Genomic DNA, 18,226 nt, shown 5'->3' with positions numbered 1-18,226 from the left:
TATAAGAAACGTTTAGTTTGATTGAATTCGCTATTCGGGAAGTTACCCTTATTGAACTGTTTTTTTCCAGTCAGCTGCGAATTTATCCATGCCTTGATCTGTCAGTGGGTGTTTGGAAATTTGTTCAATTACAGAGAATGGAACCGTAGCAATATGTGCTCCAGCCATCGCTACACGTGTAACGTGGTCTGGATGTCTTACGGAAGCCGCGATAATTTGAGCATCCAGGTTATGTGTACGGAACAATTCAGCTACTTTGGCAACCAATTGAACGCCATCTTCCGAAATATCATCCAGACGACCGAGGAATGGAGATACATACGTAGCACCTGCACGTGCAGCCAAAAGGGCCTGATTCACAGTGAAGATCAACGTTACGTTCGTTTTCACGCCTTTTTTGGTCAGGTAACGGCATGCTTCAAGCCCTGCAAGTGTCATAGGCAGCTTGATTGTAATGTTTTTGTCGTTATTGTTGATTTTGATCAATTCGTTCGCTTGAGCGATCATTTCTTCAGCTGTAAGGGCATCCGGTGTTACTTCTGCAGATACGGATTCAACTTCAGGTACTTCACGCAAGATTTCCTCAATGCGATCTTCAAATTTAATGCCTTCTTTGGCTACCAGTGATGGGTTAGTTGTTACACCAGACAGGACGCCGATTTTGTATGCTTTTTTGATGTCTTCCAAGTTTGCTGTATCGATGAAAAATTTCATGTTAAAACCCTCCAGTTAATTTGTGTTTTGAATTACAAGTTTGAATTGACAGCTAGTGGTGCAGCCAGTACATCTTCAGCAGATTGTTCTGACGGCTCATCAAACCACCAGTGATGACCTTCGACAGCAAGCATCTCGTCTGATTCCACAGGACCATAGCTACCTGCAGGGTAGAGATGAAGTGGCAGCAGATTCTCCTCAAATGCCTCCAAGATCGGTTGAACCCAAGCCCAAGACAATTCAACTTCATCCCAATGAGCGAAGAACGTTGGATCCCCTTGAAGGGCATCACGGATCAGGTTCTCATAAGCTTCGGCAAGATCTCCCCGATCAGGTGCCAAATCAATGTGAACCGGCTTGAACTCCCCTTTGTTCTGAGGGTCACTCGCATTGAGCTGTAGCGTCATGCTTTGATCAGGACTCATTTCAATGACAAGCAGATTCGGCTTGGAGCCATTGCTCTTCACTGCATTTGACTGACCAGACGGTTCCTTGAATTCGATGACGATACGTGTTGATTTCTCCTTCATTCGTTTACCTGTGCGGATATAGAACGGAACCCCGCGCCAGAAGAAGTCATCAATCTGCAATTTCGCAGCAATAAATGTATCGTTCATTGTATTTTCGGCAACGCCCGGCTCGGCAGCATACGCGCTCACCGCTTTGCCTTGGATGGATCCTTCAGCATATTGTCCACGAATCACGTTGGCACCCACATTTTGTTTCTGCAGCGGCTCGATCGATTCCATAATATGCTTTTTCTTCAGTCCAACCTTTTCGGTCGTGCTGTTGTATGGAAGCTGGATAGCCATCATCATGAGCAATTGCAGCATGTGATTCTGGAACATATCCCGCACAGCTCCTACATGATCATAATAGGAAGCACGCTCCTCCACACCAACAGTCTCGTTGGCTGTGATTTGCACGTTGGAGATGTACCGGTTGTTCCATAATGCTTTCATGATCGGATTGCTCTGATGCAAGGTTTCCAAACGCTGTACCATCGGTTTGCCAAGATAATGGTCGATCCGATAGATCTCTTCTTCCGTGAACGCCTCACTCAGTTTGCGGTTAAGATCACGGGCCGATTGCAGATCATGACCGAACGGTTTCTCAATCACGAGGCGCTTCCAGCCATCGGTGGATCCAAGTCCGCTGCTTTGAATATTTTCTGCGATCGGTTCGAAGAATTCTGGTCCGACAGACAGATAGAACAGGCGATTGGACGGAATGCCCAGCTCTGCTTCTCTCTGTTCAACCAATTTTAACAGCTGTATATAATCTTCCTTATGGCTAATATTCAATACATTGTATCGAAAAGCCTGCACGAACGACTTCACACGTTCTGGATCCGCTTGGCGTCTAGAGAATTCATTCAGTGACTTTTCAACTTGTGCCTGAAAAAATTCATCAGACCATTCTCTACGGCCCAGGCCAATCAGTGAGAAGGTTTCAGGAAGTTTCTGCTCAATATATAAATTGTATAAGGCAGGATATATTTTTCTTTTGGCTAAATCGCCAGTAGCACCAAATAAAATAATGCTCGTTGGTTCCATATCACCGTTCTCCTTCCAAGTAACTCTGGTTTCTTTGCTGTAGTTACACTATAATACGTTTTATAGCCATACAAGTAATTAATATATTTCACAGGAGCTATAGATAATATCTATGACAACAAATTATGAGTTATATAAAGTCTTTTACTGGGCTGCCAAAACCGGAAGTTTGACTCAAGCCGCCAAGGCACTCTATATCACCCAACCCAGCGTCAGCCATGCCATCAAGCAGCTGGAAGAGAGTTTCGGCCTTACGTTGTTTTATCGAAATTCCAAAGGAGTGGCATTGACTCAGGAAGGCGTTAGCCTATACTCCTATATTGAGCAATCCCAGATCCTAATCTCACTTGCGGAAGAGAAAATGGCTGCATTGAAAAGTCTCGACAGTGGAGAGCTTCGAATCGGCGGCAGTGACTCCTTGTTCAAGCATTACATGCTTGCCTACCTGGAAGAATTCCATACTCTCTATCCCAACATTAAGCTGCATCTAAGTCATGGGACAACGCCTGAAGTCATTACCTTTCTGAAAGAGGGCAAAATTGATCTCGGTGTTGTACGGATGCCGATTGTTGATCCGCAGCTGGAGGTCCGCGAAAGCATTCAGCTCAAGGATTGCTTCGTCGCAGGCGAACGTTATGCCCAGTTGAAGGACAAAGTCATGACACTGGATATGCTGCTTGAACACCAGCTTATTCTCTTCTCGCGGAACAGCCGGGTTCGGATGGCCATTACGGAATTGTTTAATAGCTACGGTTACACACTGAAGCCTGAAATTGAGGTCGGGAGCGTGGATCTGCTCATTGAATTCGCACGGCGGGGATTGGGTATTTCCTATGTAACCCGTGAGTTTATCTCCAAGGAGCTGGAAGAAGGTTCACTGTTTGAAATTCAGCTCGATGTCCCTCTTCCCCCTTCACATGTGGGGATTATGACCAAACGGAATATGCCTATTTCCCTGGCAGCCAATCGATTTATGGACCTTATTTTTAAAAGTTAAATAACTCCCTTAACACAAACAAGTGCTTCTACTCCTGGTTAGGAACAAGAAGCACTTGTTTATTGACGACTTGATATTGCTCTAATTAAAAAACCTACTTTTACTCGTGAAAAACTTTTCGCTGCTTCATTCTCTTTACACTCCGTACATTTGCTCCAGTTCCAGTAGACGGCTCTTGATTCGCTGTGGAATAGTCTCAAATAACTTGTCCCATATCATAAACTTTTCCGGTCCAAGTATATACTCCTCGAACTGCATTGCGGGCACAAAGGCTTTTGTCTGGAGATATTTCCGTACCCGGGCATTAATTATTTCATTAGTCTCATAATCATTTTTGAACAAGTCGTTTACCAATAGGCCGTCACATCCGGCTTGGATACCTGCAGCGGAATACAAATCGGGCAGCAGCTCAAACACGACAGGCAGCGGGGAGAACGCGTGCTTACCTGGCTGCGAATAGAGGCAGACGTGACGATCAACCATATTTACCCGATCCTTCAGCATCCCGCGCAGCACTTTACCGTGAAAACTGGCTTCACAATCCACTACCTCTCCATCATGACCTACATAGATCCATACATGTTCCATTTCATACAGGTGCCCAATCTCATAATCCCACCATATCGCATACTCAATCACAAATTGTACGGCCTCAACCGGGAAAAGGATCTCCCGCCTAAATGAAGGTGAAGGACCAGGTTTCTCTAACAGTGAAATACCAACCAGATCCGGATAAAACGGTTCGTTCTGATCAAACATCAAAATGGGCGCATAACTCATTGCTGTTTCTAGCAATGCCATATCCGTCATTGTCATGGATGCTCCCCTCCTTTAATCGTATATATGAATCATGTTAAATCTATATTAACCAAGAAACTTGCTTGTGTATATTTGTGCAAAACAAAAGCCCGCAACCAGACGCGTGTACTGGTCACAGGCTTCGCCATGAGCTGAAATGAAACTAAAGTCATCCTTTGGTTTTGGATGCTGGGTTCACTTGGTCCGAAACGGACTCCACACAGCCGATTGGCGGTCCCAAGATCGCATCATTTTGTATGGATGCAACCGCTTGGGCATAGGCTTCTTCGTCAATGCAGTAGGCTCTATGCGCTACTTCAGGAGGTGTTGCAGCCAGGAAGTCTGCTCCCAGCACAATATCAGGCGTCGGCTGATCGAAGATAGTTAGCAAGTGAACATCGTCCGTATCTGCCACAAACCAGTGGAACCATCCTTTGGGGAAAATGGAGACTTGGCCGGGTTTCAAATGATAGTTAATTCGCCTCCGGGCAAAGGGATCAAACACGGAAGTTGTAATCTCCCCACTAATCAGAACAATCATTTCTGTCGTGTTGGTATGCCAGTGAGGCTGAACTATAATCCCCTTGCTCATGTGTATATTGAAGAAGCCATTTTGAATGGTTGGCAGTTGTTCTCCAAATAATTGCGTAACATAATTTCGCGGATCGCGTTGATAATTCAGTACAGCAGTGGAATCACCCGCAAGCTGAATATTCGGGATTTGCAAAATCGGATTGATCATGCTAATTTTTCCTCCTTATGGGCGAACATCTCATTATTGTAATGTATGCGCAGAGCACAGAGATAATGCAGCTATAAACGGAGTTGTGCATGACGTCCTTCCTTGGTCTGTCTGTATTTTTTTGTGAGTCATGACGTATATGCGGGTAAGAACAAGTAAGGACGGAAAGGTGGGGTTATCATTTGAAGTGGAATACAGTCACATATCTCGCACTAGGGATCATTGTCACTTTAGCTCTGGCAGCCTATAGTTCAGCTCCTGAGAAGCGTTCAGAGATTCAAACCCCAGAGACCATACAGAAACAACAGAATATCCAGATGGGAAGCTATCCAGCGGAGGAAGCAGGATTAGAAGGAGCCCGAACTAACAAAAAGTCAAGCGACCCCTTGGAGGGTCAGCCACTGACCGTTACCGAAGCATCCACAAGCATTATTAAAGCTCTTCAAGAAAAAGACATGGAGGCTGTAGCTTCATGGGCTTCAGCGGATGGAGTCCGCTTCTCCCCTTTTGCCAACATTGACCCAGTAAATGATCTGGTGTTCACACCAGACGAGATTAGCAATCTACTGAAAGATCCCACCAGATACGTATGGCGAATCGCACCTGATTATGATGAGGACAAAATCAAAATGACCTATGCGGATTATCATCTTAAATATGTGTATAACAAGGACTTTATTCATGATGGCGAAAACGCCGTGAATGTACTTCTTGGCCAAAATGCTCACCCCGGCAATATACACGTAATATATCCTGAAGCCAATCATGATTTTGTTGAATTCCATGTTAAAGGCGGCTCAGATGCCGACGAAAGAGATTGGCACACACTGCGTCTGGTATTTGAAAAGATTGGTCAGGACCACTCCCTTGTCGGAATCGTTCATGATCAAGGGGTACCCTGATAAGACTGCTTTTCTAGCACTCTTGTAGCCCAGGCTTGAATATAAATAACGCCCCCGACCTGAATGAAAATGAGGTCTGAGGCGTTTTTGAAAGCCTATAATATTTTATTTTAGGTTTGCGCACGCAAACTTTATCCTAGAGACTTGAATTATACTTCAGTCAAGCCAGATCAAGATACCCGCAGCGTTGTTCCACAATACTCACAATCTGTTGATTGTTTAGGATAGACTTTCGCTTTCGCCCCGCATCCTGGACAATTCACCGATACTGGTCCCTGTGGTTCTTCATCTTTTTCTTTTTTATCTGCTTCTCCATCATTTCCTATATTTGATAAATCCATGTTGCTAAAATTATAGGTGTTGTGGCTTGTGTAGCTGTTATTACTCGTGTAGCTAACCGTGTTGCTATTGTAACTTGAACTAAATCATATCGTTATCGAATATCTAGGTTCAGGATATTCGAACTGTCGTTCCACAATATTCACATTCTGTCGACATATTTGGATATACTTTTGCTTTAGCTCCACATCCGGGGCAATTAACCGAAACAGCCTCCTGGGGTTTCTCAAACTCATCTTCATATTGTTCATACTCTTCATCATATTCTTCCTCGTAATACTCTTCATAATTGGAGTCGTTATGGTAAGGATCAGCCCCATAAGCATGAGGGTGAAATTTCGGTTTACTACACATTTTAATCCCCGTTACAAGCACTATAACACCAGGTACAAAGAATATAATGGTACTAATGATGGCAACATCCGTGCCTTCTGATACTAGAAACAGCGAGAAAAGAATAGTTAGCGATGAAATCAAAATTAAGATGATCCCAAAAAATTTCTTCATAGCTTTTCCTCCTGAAAACTCATGATTTGCTAGCGATTATTTGTTGATTTCGTTCAGTTAACCGGTGTTTTAATTGTGATAATTGCCCAGCAAGACGCTCGCTGTTAACCCCTTCACCGGAAGCATGCTGATTGGCAAGTTCACTATTCATTAATTCAATATCCAGCAAAATTTGGTGATCGTTATATGTAAGTGAATCTGGAGTAATGGGATCACTGTATCTAACGAGCTCGATGAGAGATTTCACGTCGTTCCTCTGCTCAACTACGGTTGCTGTTGATGGATTTCCAAGCGTATGATGTAATTGTTGAAGAGCTTTTTCGATTAGCTTCAGGGTTACCATTTTCGTTTGCCCGCCTGCTTCCTGACGTTGCATATTTCGTATATAAATCATAATAATGCCGCACAGAACCAATGCCAGCGCCAATGTTACGATATGTGCTAACGTGAATAAGCGAAGTGAAAGATGAGCTATGCTTGTGAATAGAGAGTAAAAGACTACGCAAAGAAGGTACATGACTGCAACTACACCCAATGCTGTATAACCAGGCACAAACCGCTTAACCTGTTCCAAATTCCTCATGATATAACGTACATATATCCAGATAGCTGTAATCGCGGCGTAGGAAGCGACCAGATTGATCCAAAATGCAACCGACCCAACCGAATTATTAAATATCGTGAATGAAACGACAGAGGTTACCACGATACAGATCAGATAGATTGCATTTAGAATCAGGAAATTACTTTGTTTCGTAGTCACTAGACCTGTCCCCCCTCTTGCAGATTATGTCCGCAATCCAGACAGAACTTCTGACCCGGTTTTACCTCATGCTGACATTGACTGCATTTTAATGCCAGACTGGTACCGCAATTGCCGCAAAATTTGGTGTTTCCAGAATTCATGTGACTACATTTTGGGCAGGGACTTGGCATGGGCTGATGACATTGAATACATTCTACAGCGGTCTCCGAATTATCTGCTCCGCACGAAGGGCATGCATGATATTTGTCACCGCAATTAGGACAGAATTTGGTCCCCTTCTGTAATGAATGTCCACAATTATTACATTCCGTTGATGCTGCTTCCTTTTTCAAAGACTTACCGCATTTACTGCAAAAAGAGGCTTGTTCCTGATTCGGATGGTGGCAGTGCTCGCACATATGCATGGATGGCGTTTCAGTAGTAGACATTACCCGTGACATTTGGGACATTTCACTGCTGAAAGAACCTCCGAGACCAACCCCCATACCCATACCAAGCCCTGCACCCATAATGTCGGACTGCATGCTTCCTTCATTTTTGGCTGCCCCTTCAAGCGTGTCGAAAGAACGTTCCTGCTGATAGGTGTACCCGATAATATCCATCTCGGCTTTGCGTGCCAATGCTTCCCTCAACCGGATGACCGAAGGATCCTCTTCAGGCAGATTGATATTATGAATATACAGATTGATTAATTCGATGCCGAATTCTTCAAATGTGGAAGCTATTGTATCTGCAAAATGCCGGGATATTTCTGCGATATAGGCGTTGATTTCCAAGACACTAACTTTTCTATGTACTAAATAGGAAGACAACATGGAGTTAATATTCATAATGATTAACCCGCGGAAATAATTGACCAAATTGATTTGGTTAAATTCAGGCAAGGTTCCTACCAACTTCACCAGAAATTTGCGTGAATCAGCAATCTTGATTCCCATCTGTCCAAAGGTCCTTACAGGAACGATAATGTTATATTTGGGATCTTGAATCTGAATTGGATTCGCTGTTCCCCATTTGACATCCAGAGCGCTTACTTGATTTATGTACCATACTTCTGCTGCAAAAGGTGACTTCCCACCGAACGGTAGGTTAACAATCCGGTTTAAAATCGGGATATTGGCAGTACTCAACGTATGGCGCCCCGGACCGAATAAATCTAGCGCCCTTCCATCCTTGAAAAGAATGGCTTGTTGTGACTGATTCACGATCAGTTGGGTCCATGTTCCCAGTTCATTCTCTGGATGCTTCCAGGCAAAAACATCGGGTGAACCATCATACTTAATTACATCAATAATTGCCATGTTCAATTCCTCACTTCAGTATATGATTACTACAAAAGCTCAATCAGACTATGATTCTAAAATCTCATTTATTAAACAAACTAGTTAAATGACTATATATTATTCTACGGAATTCTTGTTTAAGCATTGCTATTTTACCATTTCTAACCTCTTTTCGCATCAAAATAGTTCATTTTTCCCGTGTTATTTTTCCTAATAAAATTATATCTGCTCCAGGCAAAAAAAACGCCTTTTGGCATGTAGAATGCAAAAGACGCTTAAATGTAATATTGTCATTCCTTTATGAAAAGTATACATATTGTCTGCTAGTTTAAAATCACTTCGATAAATGGTACAGGTTCTCCCATAAATGCATCAAACGTTCCGAGGTTTGCATATTCCTGATGTTCTAAATCAACGTAACCAATGAGCTTTTTACTGGGATTCCAGACCAGATGAATATGGGAGTATTGATCTAAATCGGCGGATAAACGAAGCAGTTTCTGTCTTCCCATCTTCATCTCCACAGTGTCTAGTAGACTAAAGAAGTCTATATATTTAATACCTGATTCGTTATCCGGCAATTCCACCCGCCGTGGCCCTTCGTTAAGAAAATGAACAAGTTCCTTTGGCAGCTTGTAAGGCTTTAACGCATGCAATTTGTTGCTTAAATCATGGAACTCCTTCGGTTCTCGAGCCTTTAGGTAATCAGCCATCTCGTCATTTTTTTGACTAACCGCAATCGTGTATGCCCGTTCCCCGTCTTTTTCCTGAATGGTCACATCTGCACCCTGTTCCACGAGAAATTGAACCATCTTCATATTGTTGTTGCGAGCCGCGACAGTAAGCGGGGTTGCTCTATAAGGGTACACCATATCCGGTTCATTATAGTTAATGTCTACCCCTTCATCCAGCAAGTACTGTATCGTTTTCATATCATGGTCAGACACTGCTGTCCGCAATGTTTTCCCACCATATTTTCGAATATCCAGTCCAAGCTCGTTCAGCACAGCTATATTCTTTTTGTTGCCGTAATAGGCTTCATCGTACGCACTCGATTTCACCTTGTTTAAACCAGTCAACTTCGCACCCTTCTGATGCAGATACCGGATGACCTCTTCCCCTCCGTATCGGGCTGCGGTAAGAATAGCCGGCTTACCTTTCATATTGAGATTGACGCCGTTCTCTACGAATAACTCTACGATCTTCTTTTGATTGGTGATCAAAGCAAGCTCTAGCGGTGTCAAAGCTATGTATTTACTGAGGGCGATCGATTCTTCCAAATCCACACCCTCGCTAATCGATTCTTCTACAGCAGCAGTATCTCCCTTATAGATCGCCATGGCGAAATCAGGCAGCGTTTCAAACGTTCCTTGACTTCCAATTTTGAACAAAGGTGTACCCTCCCAATGGTTAATATTAATAAAAAAACTACTTTTAATGATCTACTCTATTATAACTTCAATCTATATTTTTTGCCTAAACTGATCTTATCTCCTTTACCACATTTGAGCTCTGCACTTTCCTATGCTAATATTATGAACACCTATTTTATAAACAACCTCAGAAAGGAACACTATGAATCCTTCATCCGTACAATCCATATTTCAACAACAGATTCCGCCATTGGATCTGCGAAGCTGTCTCGTTAGCATGCAAGGTGAGAACATATACAAGCATTATCGCAATCAGGACGCAGCAAGTCAGATCGCCAAAGTCAATTCTTGCACCAAAAGCGTGCTGTCTGCACTTATTTGTATCGCTATGGATCATGGATGGCTGCCAGATGCATCTACTCCACTCTCTGCCTTTTTTCCGGCGCTGGCTTCAGATCCTGACCCCCAGAAACCGCAAATCACCCTGGAGCAGCTGCTCACCATGACAGCCGGTTTCAACTGGGATGAGTTTGGCGGACAGAATTCGTTTCCACGTATGACACGCACGGAGCATTGGGTAAACTTTGCTTTGGAGCAACGTCTTAGTCATACACCAGGAACCCATATGGAATACAATTCGGGAGTCTCCCAAATCCTTGCGGCCATCCTTATGCAACATACTGGAATGAGTGTAGCTGGATTCGCAGAACGATATTTGTTTGGTCCATTGGGGATTACGGAGTATCAGTGGGAGTGTGATCCTCAGGGTGTGCATACTGGAGGCTTCGGGTTAAAGATGCTGCCCGATGATTTGCTGAAATTCGGTCAGCTCTTTTTGCAGAAAGGCAAGTGGCATGGTGAGCGCTTGATGTCAAGTGAACTGGTTACTCGTTCTACAGAAGCATTCATTGCTGTAACACCACCGAATCGTGGAAGCTACGGCTGGCACTGGTGGGTCGATACTTGCAAGAGTGATGAACCATCTGATTTTAGTGGAGAACCTAAACCATCGTCCGTGTCAGAGTCCACCTCCGTTAACAGCTCTGACCGAAACGAAGCTGTACTTGACTATTATTACGCTCGTGGATTTGGCGGTCAGTTTGTATACATTGTTCCTCAGCTGGAGCTTGTTACGGTTCTGACGAACGACAAACGAAAAAAGGAAAAACCTCCATTGGATGTTTTCCCTAGATTGATCGCACCACAGTTACTTAGCCTATTGTAGACCGCATCTATCGGTTTATGTGAGACACATTTTAATCCCAACCATGACCGGATACCCTCCGATCGGTTGGGGTTATTGGCGTACATTGATTTTACTTTATTACAACTCAAAAAGTGTCTCTTCAATGGCAAGTGTTATAGGATATGGACCTGACTCCTTATTGGAAAGTACGACTAGTTGAGTAGAATATTCCGGATATACCGAAGACATAAACGACACGCCAGGATCAAATCCCATGACATGTACTTTGAAAATCCCTTCACCTTTTTGATCAACCCAAACACCCTGTCCATAGTAAGTCTCGCCTTCTTCATGTACATGAGGTGTAATCAAATGTTGGGTTGTTGATTCACTCAATAATTGATATTTTAACAGTCCATCCCAGAAACGAATCATATCAGGTGCTGTTGTAAATGCCCCACCATCGGCCCCGCCCTTGACTGGGATTGAGAATATGTTGGTGTTCCAGGTTCCATCCTCAATGTCGATATATCCGATTGCTGTGTTTCGTGGAAGCTGATCGGTCAAAAAATAACCGGAATTCGTCATTCCGCAACGTTTAAAAATGTGTTCCTGTACATAATCCGTGAAAGCTTGTCCCGATTGTTCTTCCACAATTAAGCCTAACACGATAAATGCCGCATTATTATAGTGGAAACGTCCACCCGGAGTTGACTTCATCGGCAGATGCCGGAACATCGGCAAAAAGTCGCTCCCATTCCGCATGGAATAGACGGGCAGCACCTTCCACAATTCAGCGAAATCCTCCATGACCTCTTCGTCAAAGTAATCCGGTATACCTGAGGTGTGCGTTAAAAGTTGTTGAACGGTAATCTCCTTATGCCACAGAGGAAAATCAATATTTAATGCCTCTGCAAGCCTCGTGTCATATGACAGCCTGCCCTGTTCAATTAGTTGACATATGCTCACTGCCGTGAAGATTTTGCACCCTGAAGCAATTCCAAACCGGGTATCGATCTGGTTGAGAAGCTCATCGCTGCGATTCGCGTATCCCCGGCTCAAATTCAAGAGTGTCTGTCCGTTTTGTTTTAACAAAACTACTCCTGAAAAATCATTAGAATTCATTACTTCTTCCACTTTACGTGCTACATCCGTTATATTCGTCATTTATTATTCACCTACTGACTTGGTTTTTTCAAAAAAATATCCCTTCTTAATCAGCCTTGTTATAAATTTCATATCGGTTAGCAGTTACAAATTCAGCTCCTCTTTCAGAGCAAGCTCCATACTTTTCGTAATTACTCCTACCTTCTGACAAGGTCATATGGTTGGGTCCACTATACCTGCTTGGAACATTGTTACCATCGTCCTCCCAGAAGCAAACTGGACAGATATCATATTCCCCTCGTTGTTCCAAGGTTTCGTAATTACAACAGGGACAGGGTAATAATTTCTCTACGTAGCCTTCAACCTCAATATGGCTTCCTACGATTTCTGAGACGAGTTTAGATAAATATTCGTTAGGCATTCCGTAGAAACTTCCTTCTGTAACCTTAACTAACAATTCATTATAACGGATGTCCATTACATCATTTGTTGGTGCACCTGAACTTAATAGTTCATCCTGCAACTCTTTTGAAAAATGATGAAACTCAGGGTCATGTTCATCGATTCCCCAAGAATTCCATAGCATAACCTCACGTTCATCCCTAGTAAGTTTAGTAATATCATTTTCTATGATTATCTTTATAGCTTCTTTCCTTAACACCATATCACCCCATATAGACCTTTACTCTATAGCTTATCTCTATCCTATTATGATTCCGCTATAAGCCCCTTTACTTTTGACTCAAATACATCCCACTTTAAATCAAACCCCTTTTCGAAGCTCCACCCGTTAGAACGGAGTTTCTCGCCTAAATAAATGAAATTAGCATGTTGCTCATCGTTTAAGCTCACATCAAAAAGTTCTTCACTATACTTGAACTGATCCAAGTACTCGAACAATTCCCAGAACATATCAACTTTATTATTGTCTTCTTCCAATCCATGATTTAAGAGAATTGAATCAATGGCATCATCAAGTTTCTCTGTAACAAGGGTTTCATTTTGCCAATTATGTTCGATTTGATACTGAATCGTCTCTTCTAGTTGAGCTAGATCTCTGTAAATGGAAGAATTCAATAATTCATTTTTAATTTCTTGTTTCCTGCCTGCGCGTTCATGATTTTGAAAAAACGCCAAATTCCCGAGCAGTGAGAATATTAAGATTATTTTAAACCAGTCTGTTTTTTTCATGCTCTCCTCTTTTCCTCACCACTTAGATATTCCCAATTCTATCTTTCTATGATCTTTTTTTCGATGATGTAAAATAATAAAAAACCGAATATAAGGCCACTAATGGTATGAGGAGTTGTTCCAGAAGTGATCAATAGATAACCTAAGGGAAAATCATAATAAGAAATAGGTAGACCAGACCAATACAACAGCGGAAATAAAGAGACATAGAGTGAAGGTATGCCGAATATACAGAGCTTAATCCAATTTATTTTCCATTCTCCAGGCTTTCGCAGTAAATCAAATAATCTTAGCAAACCAAGTAATACACCAAAGAACATTGGAAATAAAACAGAAAAAACAATACTTGCTTGAGGTTGATACGTCGTGCGAGCTTCTAACTGTAAATATTGTTGATATTTTAGCCCAAATATAAAGACCAAGACCATTATTAGTAATAATCCCAAATAAACAAACAAGTTATTTAACAATAACTTTTTCATATATTCACCTCATTTAGTTTAATAACCCATACTCCCCAAGTATAGCTTTATTAAGAAACGATATCATTTAATAAACGCTATTTCTTATGGATTTGTTTGTTCTTTATCACTAAAATATCCTGCTCTCTGGGTGAATGTTTCCGATAAAATAAAAAAGCCGCTAAATTAGCGACATTAATCAGAGTATATTCTTTTCTCTTGACATCTGACGAAAGCCCGGGCAGTTAATCATCACTTTTTATTTGTTGATTTTGCATTAACGAGATAATACAGCGTCACATAGATCGTAAGGATAAATACGCCAAAAAACAGGCAAAACGCGAGCGATGGACGACTGATACTTTCTATCATTAAGTTAAACAGCGTATCACGATTAGTTAGTGCATCCCAGCTATTAAGGCGGTAGACCCTTCCGAGCAATACACCGTAACTTCCCAACGCACAGCCCGCCACTACAAAGACCCACGATGCCACATTTCCTATTTTCCGATAAATAACTTCTTGAAGCTGATACATGGACAAAAAACCAAGCAGCAGACCTGTCCAAACAAACATCAGCAAAACAATCAGATCATACCAGTACTTATAATCCAGACCGTTACCAGCATAATAACGTGAGCTTCGCGCCGTCAGATGAACAAGATCCGTTACGATATAAGACGCATTTGGGAAAAACAATAACCATAAGAGCCCACTTGCCACCGCAAGCCATGAAGCAGCTCTCCACTTCGATGTACTGAAGCCATATGATATAAAAGAGAAGACAAAAGGAATCCAGGCCAAAAACAGATTCCAGATGAGAAACCGGTAATATCGTTGATTCAGCCAATCAGCAGCTGCAAAGTACAGTCCTACTGTCACCACAGTAACTACGCTTAGGAAAATAAAAACTTTAAAATAATTCAGCTGTCTCAATAGAGCTTCCCCCACTTATTTTCGGAAATTTCGTATAATCGCTTCCATCCTCGTCCTAGAAATGGCATCAAACACCACATTAGAATCATACCACGCTCATAACCAGAATCAAATTCACACCTATTCGGATTTCACTACGAAACACGTGTAAGAGCATTATATCTGTTTTTGAATCTGATCTTGTATAACAGAAAAAGCGGCTGTCCCTATTGCAGGAGCATGCCGCTTTTTTCATTATCATTATTGTTGGATTTCTGCATTCTGGTTCAATGACTTCTTGCTGCAATTGTCTTGAGTTTATCTGGGTTAACGACCAAATAGACCCCGTCAATTCGTTGTCCCGATAAGTCGGGTTGTAGACATATGACCTCGCTTACCTTACCATTGTTCAAAAGCGCAACCTGAACCTCTCCATTGATGATGGTTGGCACCCACTCCCGTTCCCTTAATCGGGTAAGCACACGCCGTGAAGTCAGAAGAGCTAGGACACCCTTGTGAACCTTCATTGTTCTCATCACCGTATGTACCCGCCCACCACCGTCAGCAGTAAATACAGGTTGTTCAGAGAGCAGATCGAGCATGGCCGTCACGTCATAAGCAAGAAAGGCAGTAGTAAAACGCGCGAGCAATTTTTCTTTAGTAGCATAATCTACTGTGGTCTGGTCTTTATCCGGAAGGTGATCCGGCAGGTTGCGTCTGGCGCGACTAAAAATCTGACGACAATTGCTCTCCGTTTTGCCAAGCCAATCGGCAATCTCCCTGTACTCATATTGAAAGGCTTCACGAAGTACAAATACAGCCCGCTCCACGGGTGTCAGACGTTCCAGCAGTACCAGATAGGCATAGGAGATCATTTCTTTCTGCTCATAGGTTTGCTCAGGCAGATCCACTGCATCGCCTATCGGTTCAGGAAGCCACTCACCAACATAATGTTCTCTTTGATTGCGCGCTGAATTCAGTAGATTCAGGCTCCGATTTACTACAAGTTTGGCAATGTAGGATTTGGGATTACGGATAACCTCGTCAGATTTGCTTTGCAGCCCTGCAAAGCAGTCCTGTACGACATCCTCGGCCTCCACTACACTCCCAAGCATTCGATAAGCAATGGAGAAAGCATACGCTTTATAACGGAGATACAGTTCACCAACTTCCAGAGAAGACTCTTCCGGTTCAGTGGTGAGTTTATTAGGATTCATATGGAGGCCTCCTCTGGCAGTGGTTATTGGAAATGTTTAATTAAAGCAGCCGGGATACATGCCTGTCGTGATTGCAATTCGGTTCCAGTTGTTAATGGTATTGATCGCCATAACCAGATCTACCAGTTCAGCTTCACTAAAGTATTTCCGGACCTTATTGTATAATTCCAATGGAACCCCTTGTTCAGAAATTCGGGTCACAGCTTCAGCCAGTTCAAGCATAACACGTTCTTTTTCCGTAAATAAAGGAGCTTCGCGCCAAACGCTAAGCAGTAAGATATGATCTGCGTAATCACCAAGCTTCATCAGATCTTTGGCATGCATATCAAGACAGAAAGCACAGCCGTTGATTTGTGATACTCTGATTTTTAACAATTCATATAAAACTTTATCTTCAAATTGACCCGATACAAACTGTTCCATGGCCATTAATGCCTTGAAAGCCCCCGTATTCGCTGCTCTGTAATTCATTCTCAAACTCATATCATTCGCCTCCGTATTATAGTGTACATACTGAAGACAAATGAACAGATGAATCTGTGACATTCATTTCAAAAAATTATGGGGGATAATTAGTATCTCCAACCGTTACCAATAATAGGACGCTGTACAGTGTACGGCATATAATCTGACTCTGATGGTACATAAGCAGCATTTGGATTTTGCCCATACGTTGGATTCATTGGATCAGGGTAAATATATTCCGGACTTGGCGCGTATTGCATCTGTACATAAGGCTGAATGTTTGGTTGGACATTTGGTTGCACATTCGGCTGGCTGTTCGGTTTAGGCATGTTATTAGCAGCTGGTGACACTTGAGTTGCACAATCTGCAGGCGGTCCAATGAATACCGTCTTTTGAATAGGAGCTAAAGTCTCTTTAACCTTGTTCTCATCCAGACAATACGTATGGGCCAGCACACTTGCAGGCGTCAGACGCAGAATGTCTGAACCAAATATCGCTTCTGGGACCGGAGCATCGAAAATGGCCAGCAGGTGAGTCTGATCAACTGTCGCAACTTCATAATGCCACCAGCCTTGGGGAACATTCGCTACCTGGCCAGGGTTAATGGGGAAGTTTAACAATTCGTTGGTAAAGGGATTGATCAGGGAAACGACAGCAGAACCACTGATGCAATAGACCAGCTCTGTTGCATTTTGATGTATATGAGGTTCAACGACGTTACCAGTGCTCAAATAAATATCCAGCAGGGACGCATTCCCCAATGTATTTAATTGTTTAATGGATAGTGAATTGATGTAGTTATTTTCATCCTTTTTGAACAATTGATTCTGGTTCACATCATACGTGAACTGCGTGGTTGGTAACGTATAATCCATATAAGAAGTTGCCAAAAGTTAACGCCTGCCCTTCGCTCATGGTTTAGGTAAAAACCTATAACGCCAGCTTATGCCCTGGGCATTTATGCGTGAGCCCATTTCTGCAGGAGCCCATTTCAGGGCAAATAAAAACATGAAAAAACCCTTGAAATGGCTCAAGAGTTCTAATTATAAAAAGACAGGATCAAGAGTGAAAAAGGTACTTAGTCCTTTACTCTCTTAATCCTGTCTGACAATTCAGAGATGCGCGTGGAGGGACTTGAACCCCCACGTCAAAGACGCTAGATCCTAAGTCTAGTGCGTCTGCCAATTCCGCCACACGCGCATATTAAATTATGGTGCCGGCGAGAGGACTTGAACCCCCAACCTACTGATTACAAGTCAGTTGCTCTACCAGTTGAGCTACACCGGCGTTTTTTGGTAGCGGCAGAGGGGATCGAACCCCCGACCTCACGGGTATGAACCGTACGCTCTAGCCAGCTGAGCTACGCCGCCACATTATGTAGTTATAAAACACCCAAAAGGGTTTCGCTTGGCAACGTCCTACTCTCCCAGGACCCTTCGGTCCAAGTACCATCGGCGCTAGAGGGCTTAACGGTCGTGTTCGGGATGGGTACGTGTGGAACCCCTCCGCTATCGCCACCAAACGATGCTGCTACACTCAGAGATTATTCTCTGAAAACTAGATCCGAAACGAAACGTGCGACTTACAACCTGCAATTTGGATAAGCCCTCGACCGATTAGTACTGGTCAGCTCCATGCATTACTGCACTTCCACCCCCAGCCTATCTACCTCGTCGTCTTCAAGGGGTCTTACATACTGGGAAATCT

General features: G+C 42.9%; 20 protein-coding genes, 3 tRNA genes and 2 rRNA genes. 3 read left to right on the top strand and 22 right to left on the bottom strand.

What is annotated here, in order from left to right; translation table 11 throughout:
• Window positions 1-48: 48 nt before the first annotated feature.
• Window positions 49-714, bottom strand: coding sequence for a fructose-6-phosphate aldolase (gene fsa / locus MH144_RS00125; protein ID WP_095357317.1), 666 nt, complete (start codon window positions 712-714; stop codon window positions 49-51).
• 32 nt (window positions 715-746) lie between these two features.
• Complete coding sequence (gene zwf / locus MH144_RS00120) at window positions 747-2,270, bottom strand: glucose-6-phosphate dehydrogenase (protein WP_239296045.1); 1,524 nt, start codon at window positions 2,268-2,270, stop codon at window positions 747-749.
• 112 nt (window positions 2,271-2,382) lie between these two features.
• Between zwf and MH144_RS00115 the strand changes: the two genes are divergently transcribed.
• A complete protein-coding gene (locus MH144_RS00115; RefSeq protein ID WP_095286386.1) occupies window positions 2,383-3,267 on the top strand; it encodes a LysR family transcriptional regulator in 885 nt (294 codons plus the stop codon).
• 135 nt (window positions 3,268-3,402) lie between these two features.
• Here MH144_RS00115 and MH144_RS00110 read toward each other — a convergent pair whose 3' ends face one another.
• Window positions 3,403-4,083 carry a hypothetical protein gene (locus MH144_RS00110; protein WP_239296043.1) on the bottom strand — a complete coding sequence of 227 codons (681 nt, stop codon included), beginning with the start codon at window positions 4,081-4,083 and terminating at the stop codon, window positions 3,403-3,405.
• Between the two features lie 151 nt (window positions 4,084-4,234).
• Window positions 4,235-4,807 carry a cupin domain-containing protein gene (locus MH144_RS00105; RefSeq protein ID WP_095286384.1) on the bottom strand — a complete coding sequence of 191 codons (573 nt, stop codon included), beginning with the start codon at window positions 4,805-4,807 and terminating at the stop codon, window positions 4,235-4,237.
• A 182-nt stretch (window positions 4,808-4,989) separates the two neighbouring features.
• Here MH144_RS00105 and MH144_RS00100 point away from each other — a divergent pair, with 182 nt between their 5' ends.
• A complete protein-coding gene (locus MH144_RS00100) occupies window positions 4,990-5,709 on the top strand; it encodes a hypothetical protein (RefSeq protein WP_239296041.1) in 720 nt (239 codons plus the stop codon).
• A gap of 170 nt (window positions 5,710-5,879) precedes the next feature.
• Here MH144_RS00100 and MH144_RS00095 read toward each other — a convergent pair whose 3' ends face one another.
• From MH144_RS00095 to MH144_RS00075, 5 genes are all read right to left on the bottom strand, one after another.
• Window positions 5,880-6,050 carry a hypothetical protein gene (locus MH144_RS00095; protein WP_239296039.1) on the bottom strand — a complete coding sequence of 57 codons (171 nt, stop codon included), beginning with the start codon at window positions 6,048-6,050 and terminating at the stop codon, window positions 5,880-5,882.
• Window positions 6,051-6,159: 109 nt separating this feature from the next.
• A complete protein-coding gene (locus MH144_RS00090; RefSeq protein WP_239296037.1) occupies window positions 6,160-6,555 on the bottom strand; it encodes a hypothetical protein in 396 nt (131 codons plus the stop codon).
• 19 nt (window positions 6,556-6,574) lie between these two features.
• Window positions 6,575-7,318, bottom strand: a complete 744-nt coding sequence (locus tag MH144_RS00085) for a hypothetical protein (RefSeq protein ID WP_239296035.1) — start codon at window positions 7,316-7,318, stop codon at window positions 6,575-6,577.
• On the bottom strand, window positions 7,318-8,622 hold the full coding sequence (locus MH144_RS00080) for an SPFH domain-containing protein (RefSeq protein WP_239296033.1): 1,305 nt from the start codon (window positions 8,620-8,622) through the stop codon (window positions 7,318-7,320). The genes MH144_RS00085 and MH144_RS00080 overlap by 1 nt, the downstream gene beginning before the upstream one ends.
• A 305-nt stretch (window positions 8,623-8,927) precedes the next feature.
• Window positions 8,928-9,995, bottom strand: a complete 1,068-nt coding sequence (locus MH144_RS00075) for an ankyrin repeat domain-containing protein (protein ID WP_481857305.1) — start codon at window positions 9,993-9,995, stop codon at window positions 8,928-8,930.
• Window positions 9,996-10,179: 184 nt separating this feature from the next.
• Here MH144_RS00075 and MH144_RS00070 point away from each other — a divergent pair, with 184 nt between their 5' ends.
• Window positions 10,180-11,202: a serine hydrolase domain-containing protein gene (locus MH144_RS00070; RefSeq protein ID WP_239296031.1), complete on the top strand. Its 1,023-nt coding sequence runs from the start codon at window positions 10,180-10,182 to the stop codon at window positions 11,200-11,202.
• Window positions 11,203-11,301: 99 nt separating this feature from the next.
• On the opposite strand, the gene MH144_RS00065 is transcribed toward MH144_RS00070, so the two are convergent.
• The 13 genes from MH144_RS00065 to MH144_RS00005 form a co-directional block, all read right to left on the bottom strand.
• On the bottom strand, window positions 11,302-12,330 hold the full coding sequence (locus tag MH144_RS00065; protein ID WP_239296029.1) for a serine hydrolase domain-containing protein: 1,029 nt from the start codon (window positions 12,328-12,330) through the stop codon (window positions 11,302-11,304).
• Between the two features lie 46 nt (window positions 12,331-12,376).
• Window positions 12,377-12,931, bottom strand: a complete 555-nt coding sequence (locus MH144_RS30925; protein ID WP_239296019.1) for a CPCC family cysteine-rich protein — start codon at window positions 12,929-12,931, stop codon at window positions 12,377-12,379.
• Between the two features lie 47 nt (window positions 12,932-12,978).
• Window positions 12,979-13,461, bottom strand: a complete 483-nt coding sequence (locus MH144_RS00055; protein ID WP_239296017.1) for a hypothetical protein — start codon at window positions 13,459-13,461, stop codon at window positions 12,979-12,981.
• A 38-nt stretch (window positions 13,462-13,499) separates the two neighbouring features.
• Entirely contained in the window at window positions 13,500-13,943 is a 444-nt protein-coding gene (locus MH144_RS00050; protein ID WP_239296015.1) for a hypothetical protein, read from the bottom strand.
• A 231-nt stretch (window positions 13,944-14,174) separates the two neighbouring features.
• Window positions 14,175-14,858 (bottom strand): DUF1361 domain-containing protein, encoded by a 684-nt coding sequence (locus MH144_RS00045; protein WP_239296013.1) that lies wholly within the window; start codon window positions 14,856-14,858, stop codon window positions 14,175-14,177.
• A gap of 266 nt (window positions 14,859-15,124) precedes the next feature.
• A complete protein-coding gene (locus MH144_RS00040) occupies window positions 15,125-16,054 on the bottom strand; it encodes a sigma-70 family RNA polymerase sigma factor (protein WP_239296011.1) in 930 nt (309 codons plus the stop codon).
• A 36-nt stretch (window positions 16,055-16,090) separates the two neighbouring features.
• Complete coding sequence (locus MH144_RS00035) at window positions 16,091-16,537, bottom strand: carboxymuconolactone decarboxylase family protein (protein WP_239296009.1); 447 nt, start codon at window positions 16,535-16,537, stop codon at window positions 16,091-16,093.
• A gap of 89 nt (window positions 16,538-16,626) precedes the next feature.
• A complete protein-coding gene (locus MH144_RS00030) occupies window positions 16,627-17,409 on the bottom strand; it encodes a cupin domain-containing protein (protein WP_239296007.1) in 783 nt (260 codons plus the stop codon).
• Between the two features lie 229 nt (window positions 17,410-17,638).
• Window positions 17,639-17,719 (bottom strand) — tRNA-Leu (locus tag MH144_RS00025).
• 11 nt (window positions 17,720-17,730) lie between these two features.
• Window positions 17,731-17,806, bottom strand: a tRNA-Thr gene (locus MH144_RS00020).
• A 6-nt stretch (window positions 17,807-17,812) separates the two neighbouring features.
• Window positions 17,813-17,889: transfer RNA gene (locus MH144_RS00015), tRNA-Met, on the bottom strand.
• A 35-nt stretch (window positions 17,890-17,924) separates the two neighbouring features.
• Window positions 17,925-18,041 (bottom strand): 5S ribosomal RNA (gene rrf / locus MH144_RS00010).
• 74 nt (window positions 18,042-18,115) lie between these two features.
• Window positions 18,116-18,226 (bottom strand): 23S ribosomal RNA (locus tag MH144_RS00005); the annotation flags it as partial.

This window comes from Paenibacillus sp. ACRRY, from assembly GCF_022346995.1.
Lineage (GTDB): Bacteria > Bacillota > Bacilli > Paenibacillales > Paenibacillaceae > Paenibacillus.
This window is presented reverse-complemented; position numbering and strand designations above follow the sequence as displayed.

Excerpts from the sequence above, each read along its gene's own strand:
- fsa (WP_095357317.1), bottom strand. The coding sequence starts at position 714 with ATGAAATTTTTCATCGATACAGCAAACTTGGAAGACATCAAAAAAGCA.
- zwf (WP_239296045.1), bottom strand. The coding sequence starts at position 2,270 with ATGGAACCAACGAGCATTATTTTATTTGGTGCTACTGGCGATTTAGCC.
- MH144_RS00115 (WP_095286386.1), top strand. The coding sequence starts at position 2,383 with ATGACAACAAATTATGAGTTATATAAAGTCTTTTACTGGGCTGCCAAA.
- MH144_RS00110 (WP_239296043.1), bottom strand. The coding sequence starts at position 4,083 with ATGACAATGACGGATATGGCATTGCTAGAAACAGCAATGAGTTATGCG.
- MH144_RS00105 (WP_095286384.1), bottom strand. The coding sequence starts at position 4,807 with ATGATCAATCCGATTTTGCAAATCCCGAATATTCAGCTTGCGGGTGAT.
- MH144_RS00095 (WP_239296039.1), bottom strand. The coding sequence starts at position 6,050 with ATGGATTTATCAAATATAGGAAATGATGGAGAAGCAGATAAAAAAGAA.
- MH144_RS00090 (WP_239296037.1), bottom strand. The coding sequence starts at position 6,555 with ATGAAGAAATTTTTTGGGATCATCTTAATTTTGATTTCATCGCTAACT.
- MH144_RS00080 (WP_239296033.1), bottom strand. The coding sequence starts at position 8,622 with ATGGCAATTATTGATGTAATTAAGTATGATGGTTCACCCGATGTTTTT.
- MH144_RS00070 (WP_239296031.1), top strand. The coding sequence starts at position 10,180 with ATGAATCCTTCATCCGTACAATCCATATTTCAACAACAGATTCCGCCA.
- MH144_RS00065 (WP_239296029.1), bottom strand. The coding sequence starts at position 12,330 with ATGACGAATATAACGGATGTAGCACGTAAAGTGGAAGAAGTAATGAAT.
- MH144_RS00055 (WP_239296017.1), bottom strand. The coding sequence starts at position 13,461 with ATGAAAAAAACAGACTGGTTTAAAATAATCTTAATATTCTCACTGCTC.
- MH144_RS00050 (WP_239296015.1), bottom strand. The coding sequence starts at position 13,943 with ATGAAAAAGTTATTGTTAAATAACTTGTTTGTTTATTTGGGATTATTA.
- MH144_RS00040 (WP_239296011.1), bottom strand. The coding sequence starts at position 16,054 with ATGAATCCTAATAAACTCACCACTGAACCGGAAGAGTCTTCTCTGGAA.
- MH144_RS00035 (WP_239296009.1), bottom strand. The coding sequence starts at position 16,537 with ATGAGTTTGAGAATGAATTACAGAGCAGCGAATACGGGGGCTTTCAAG.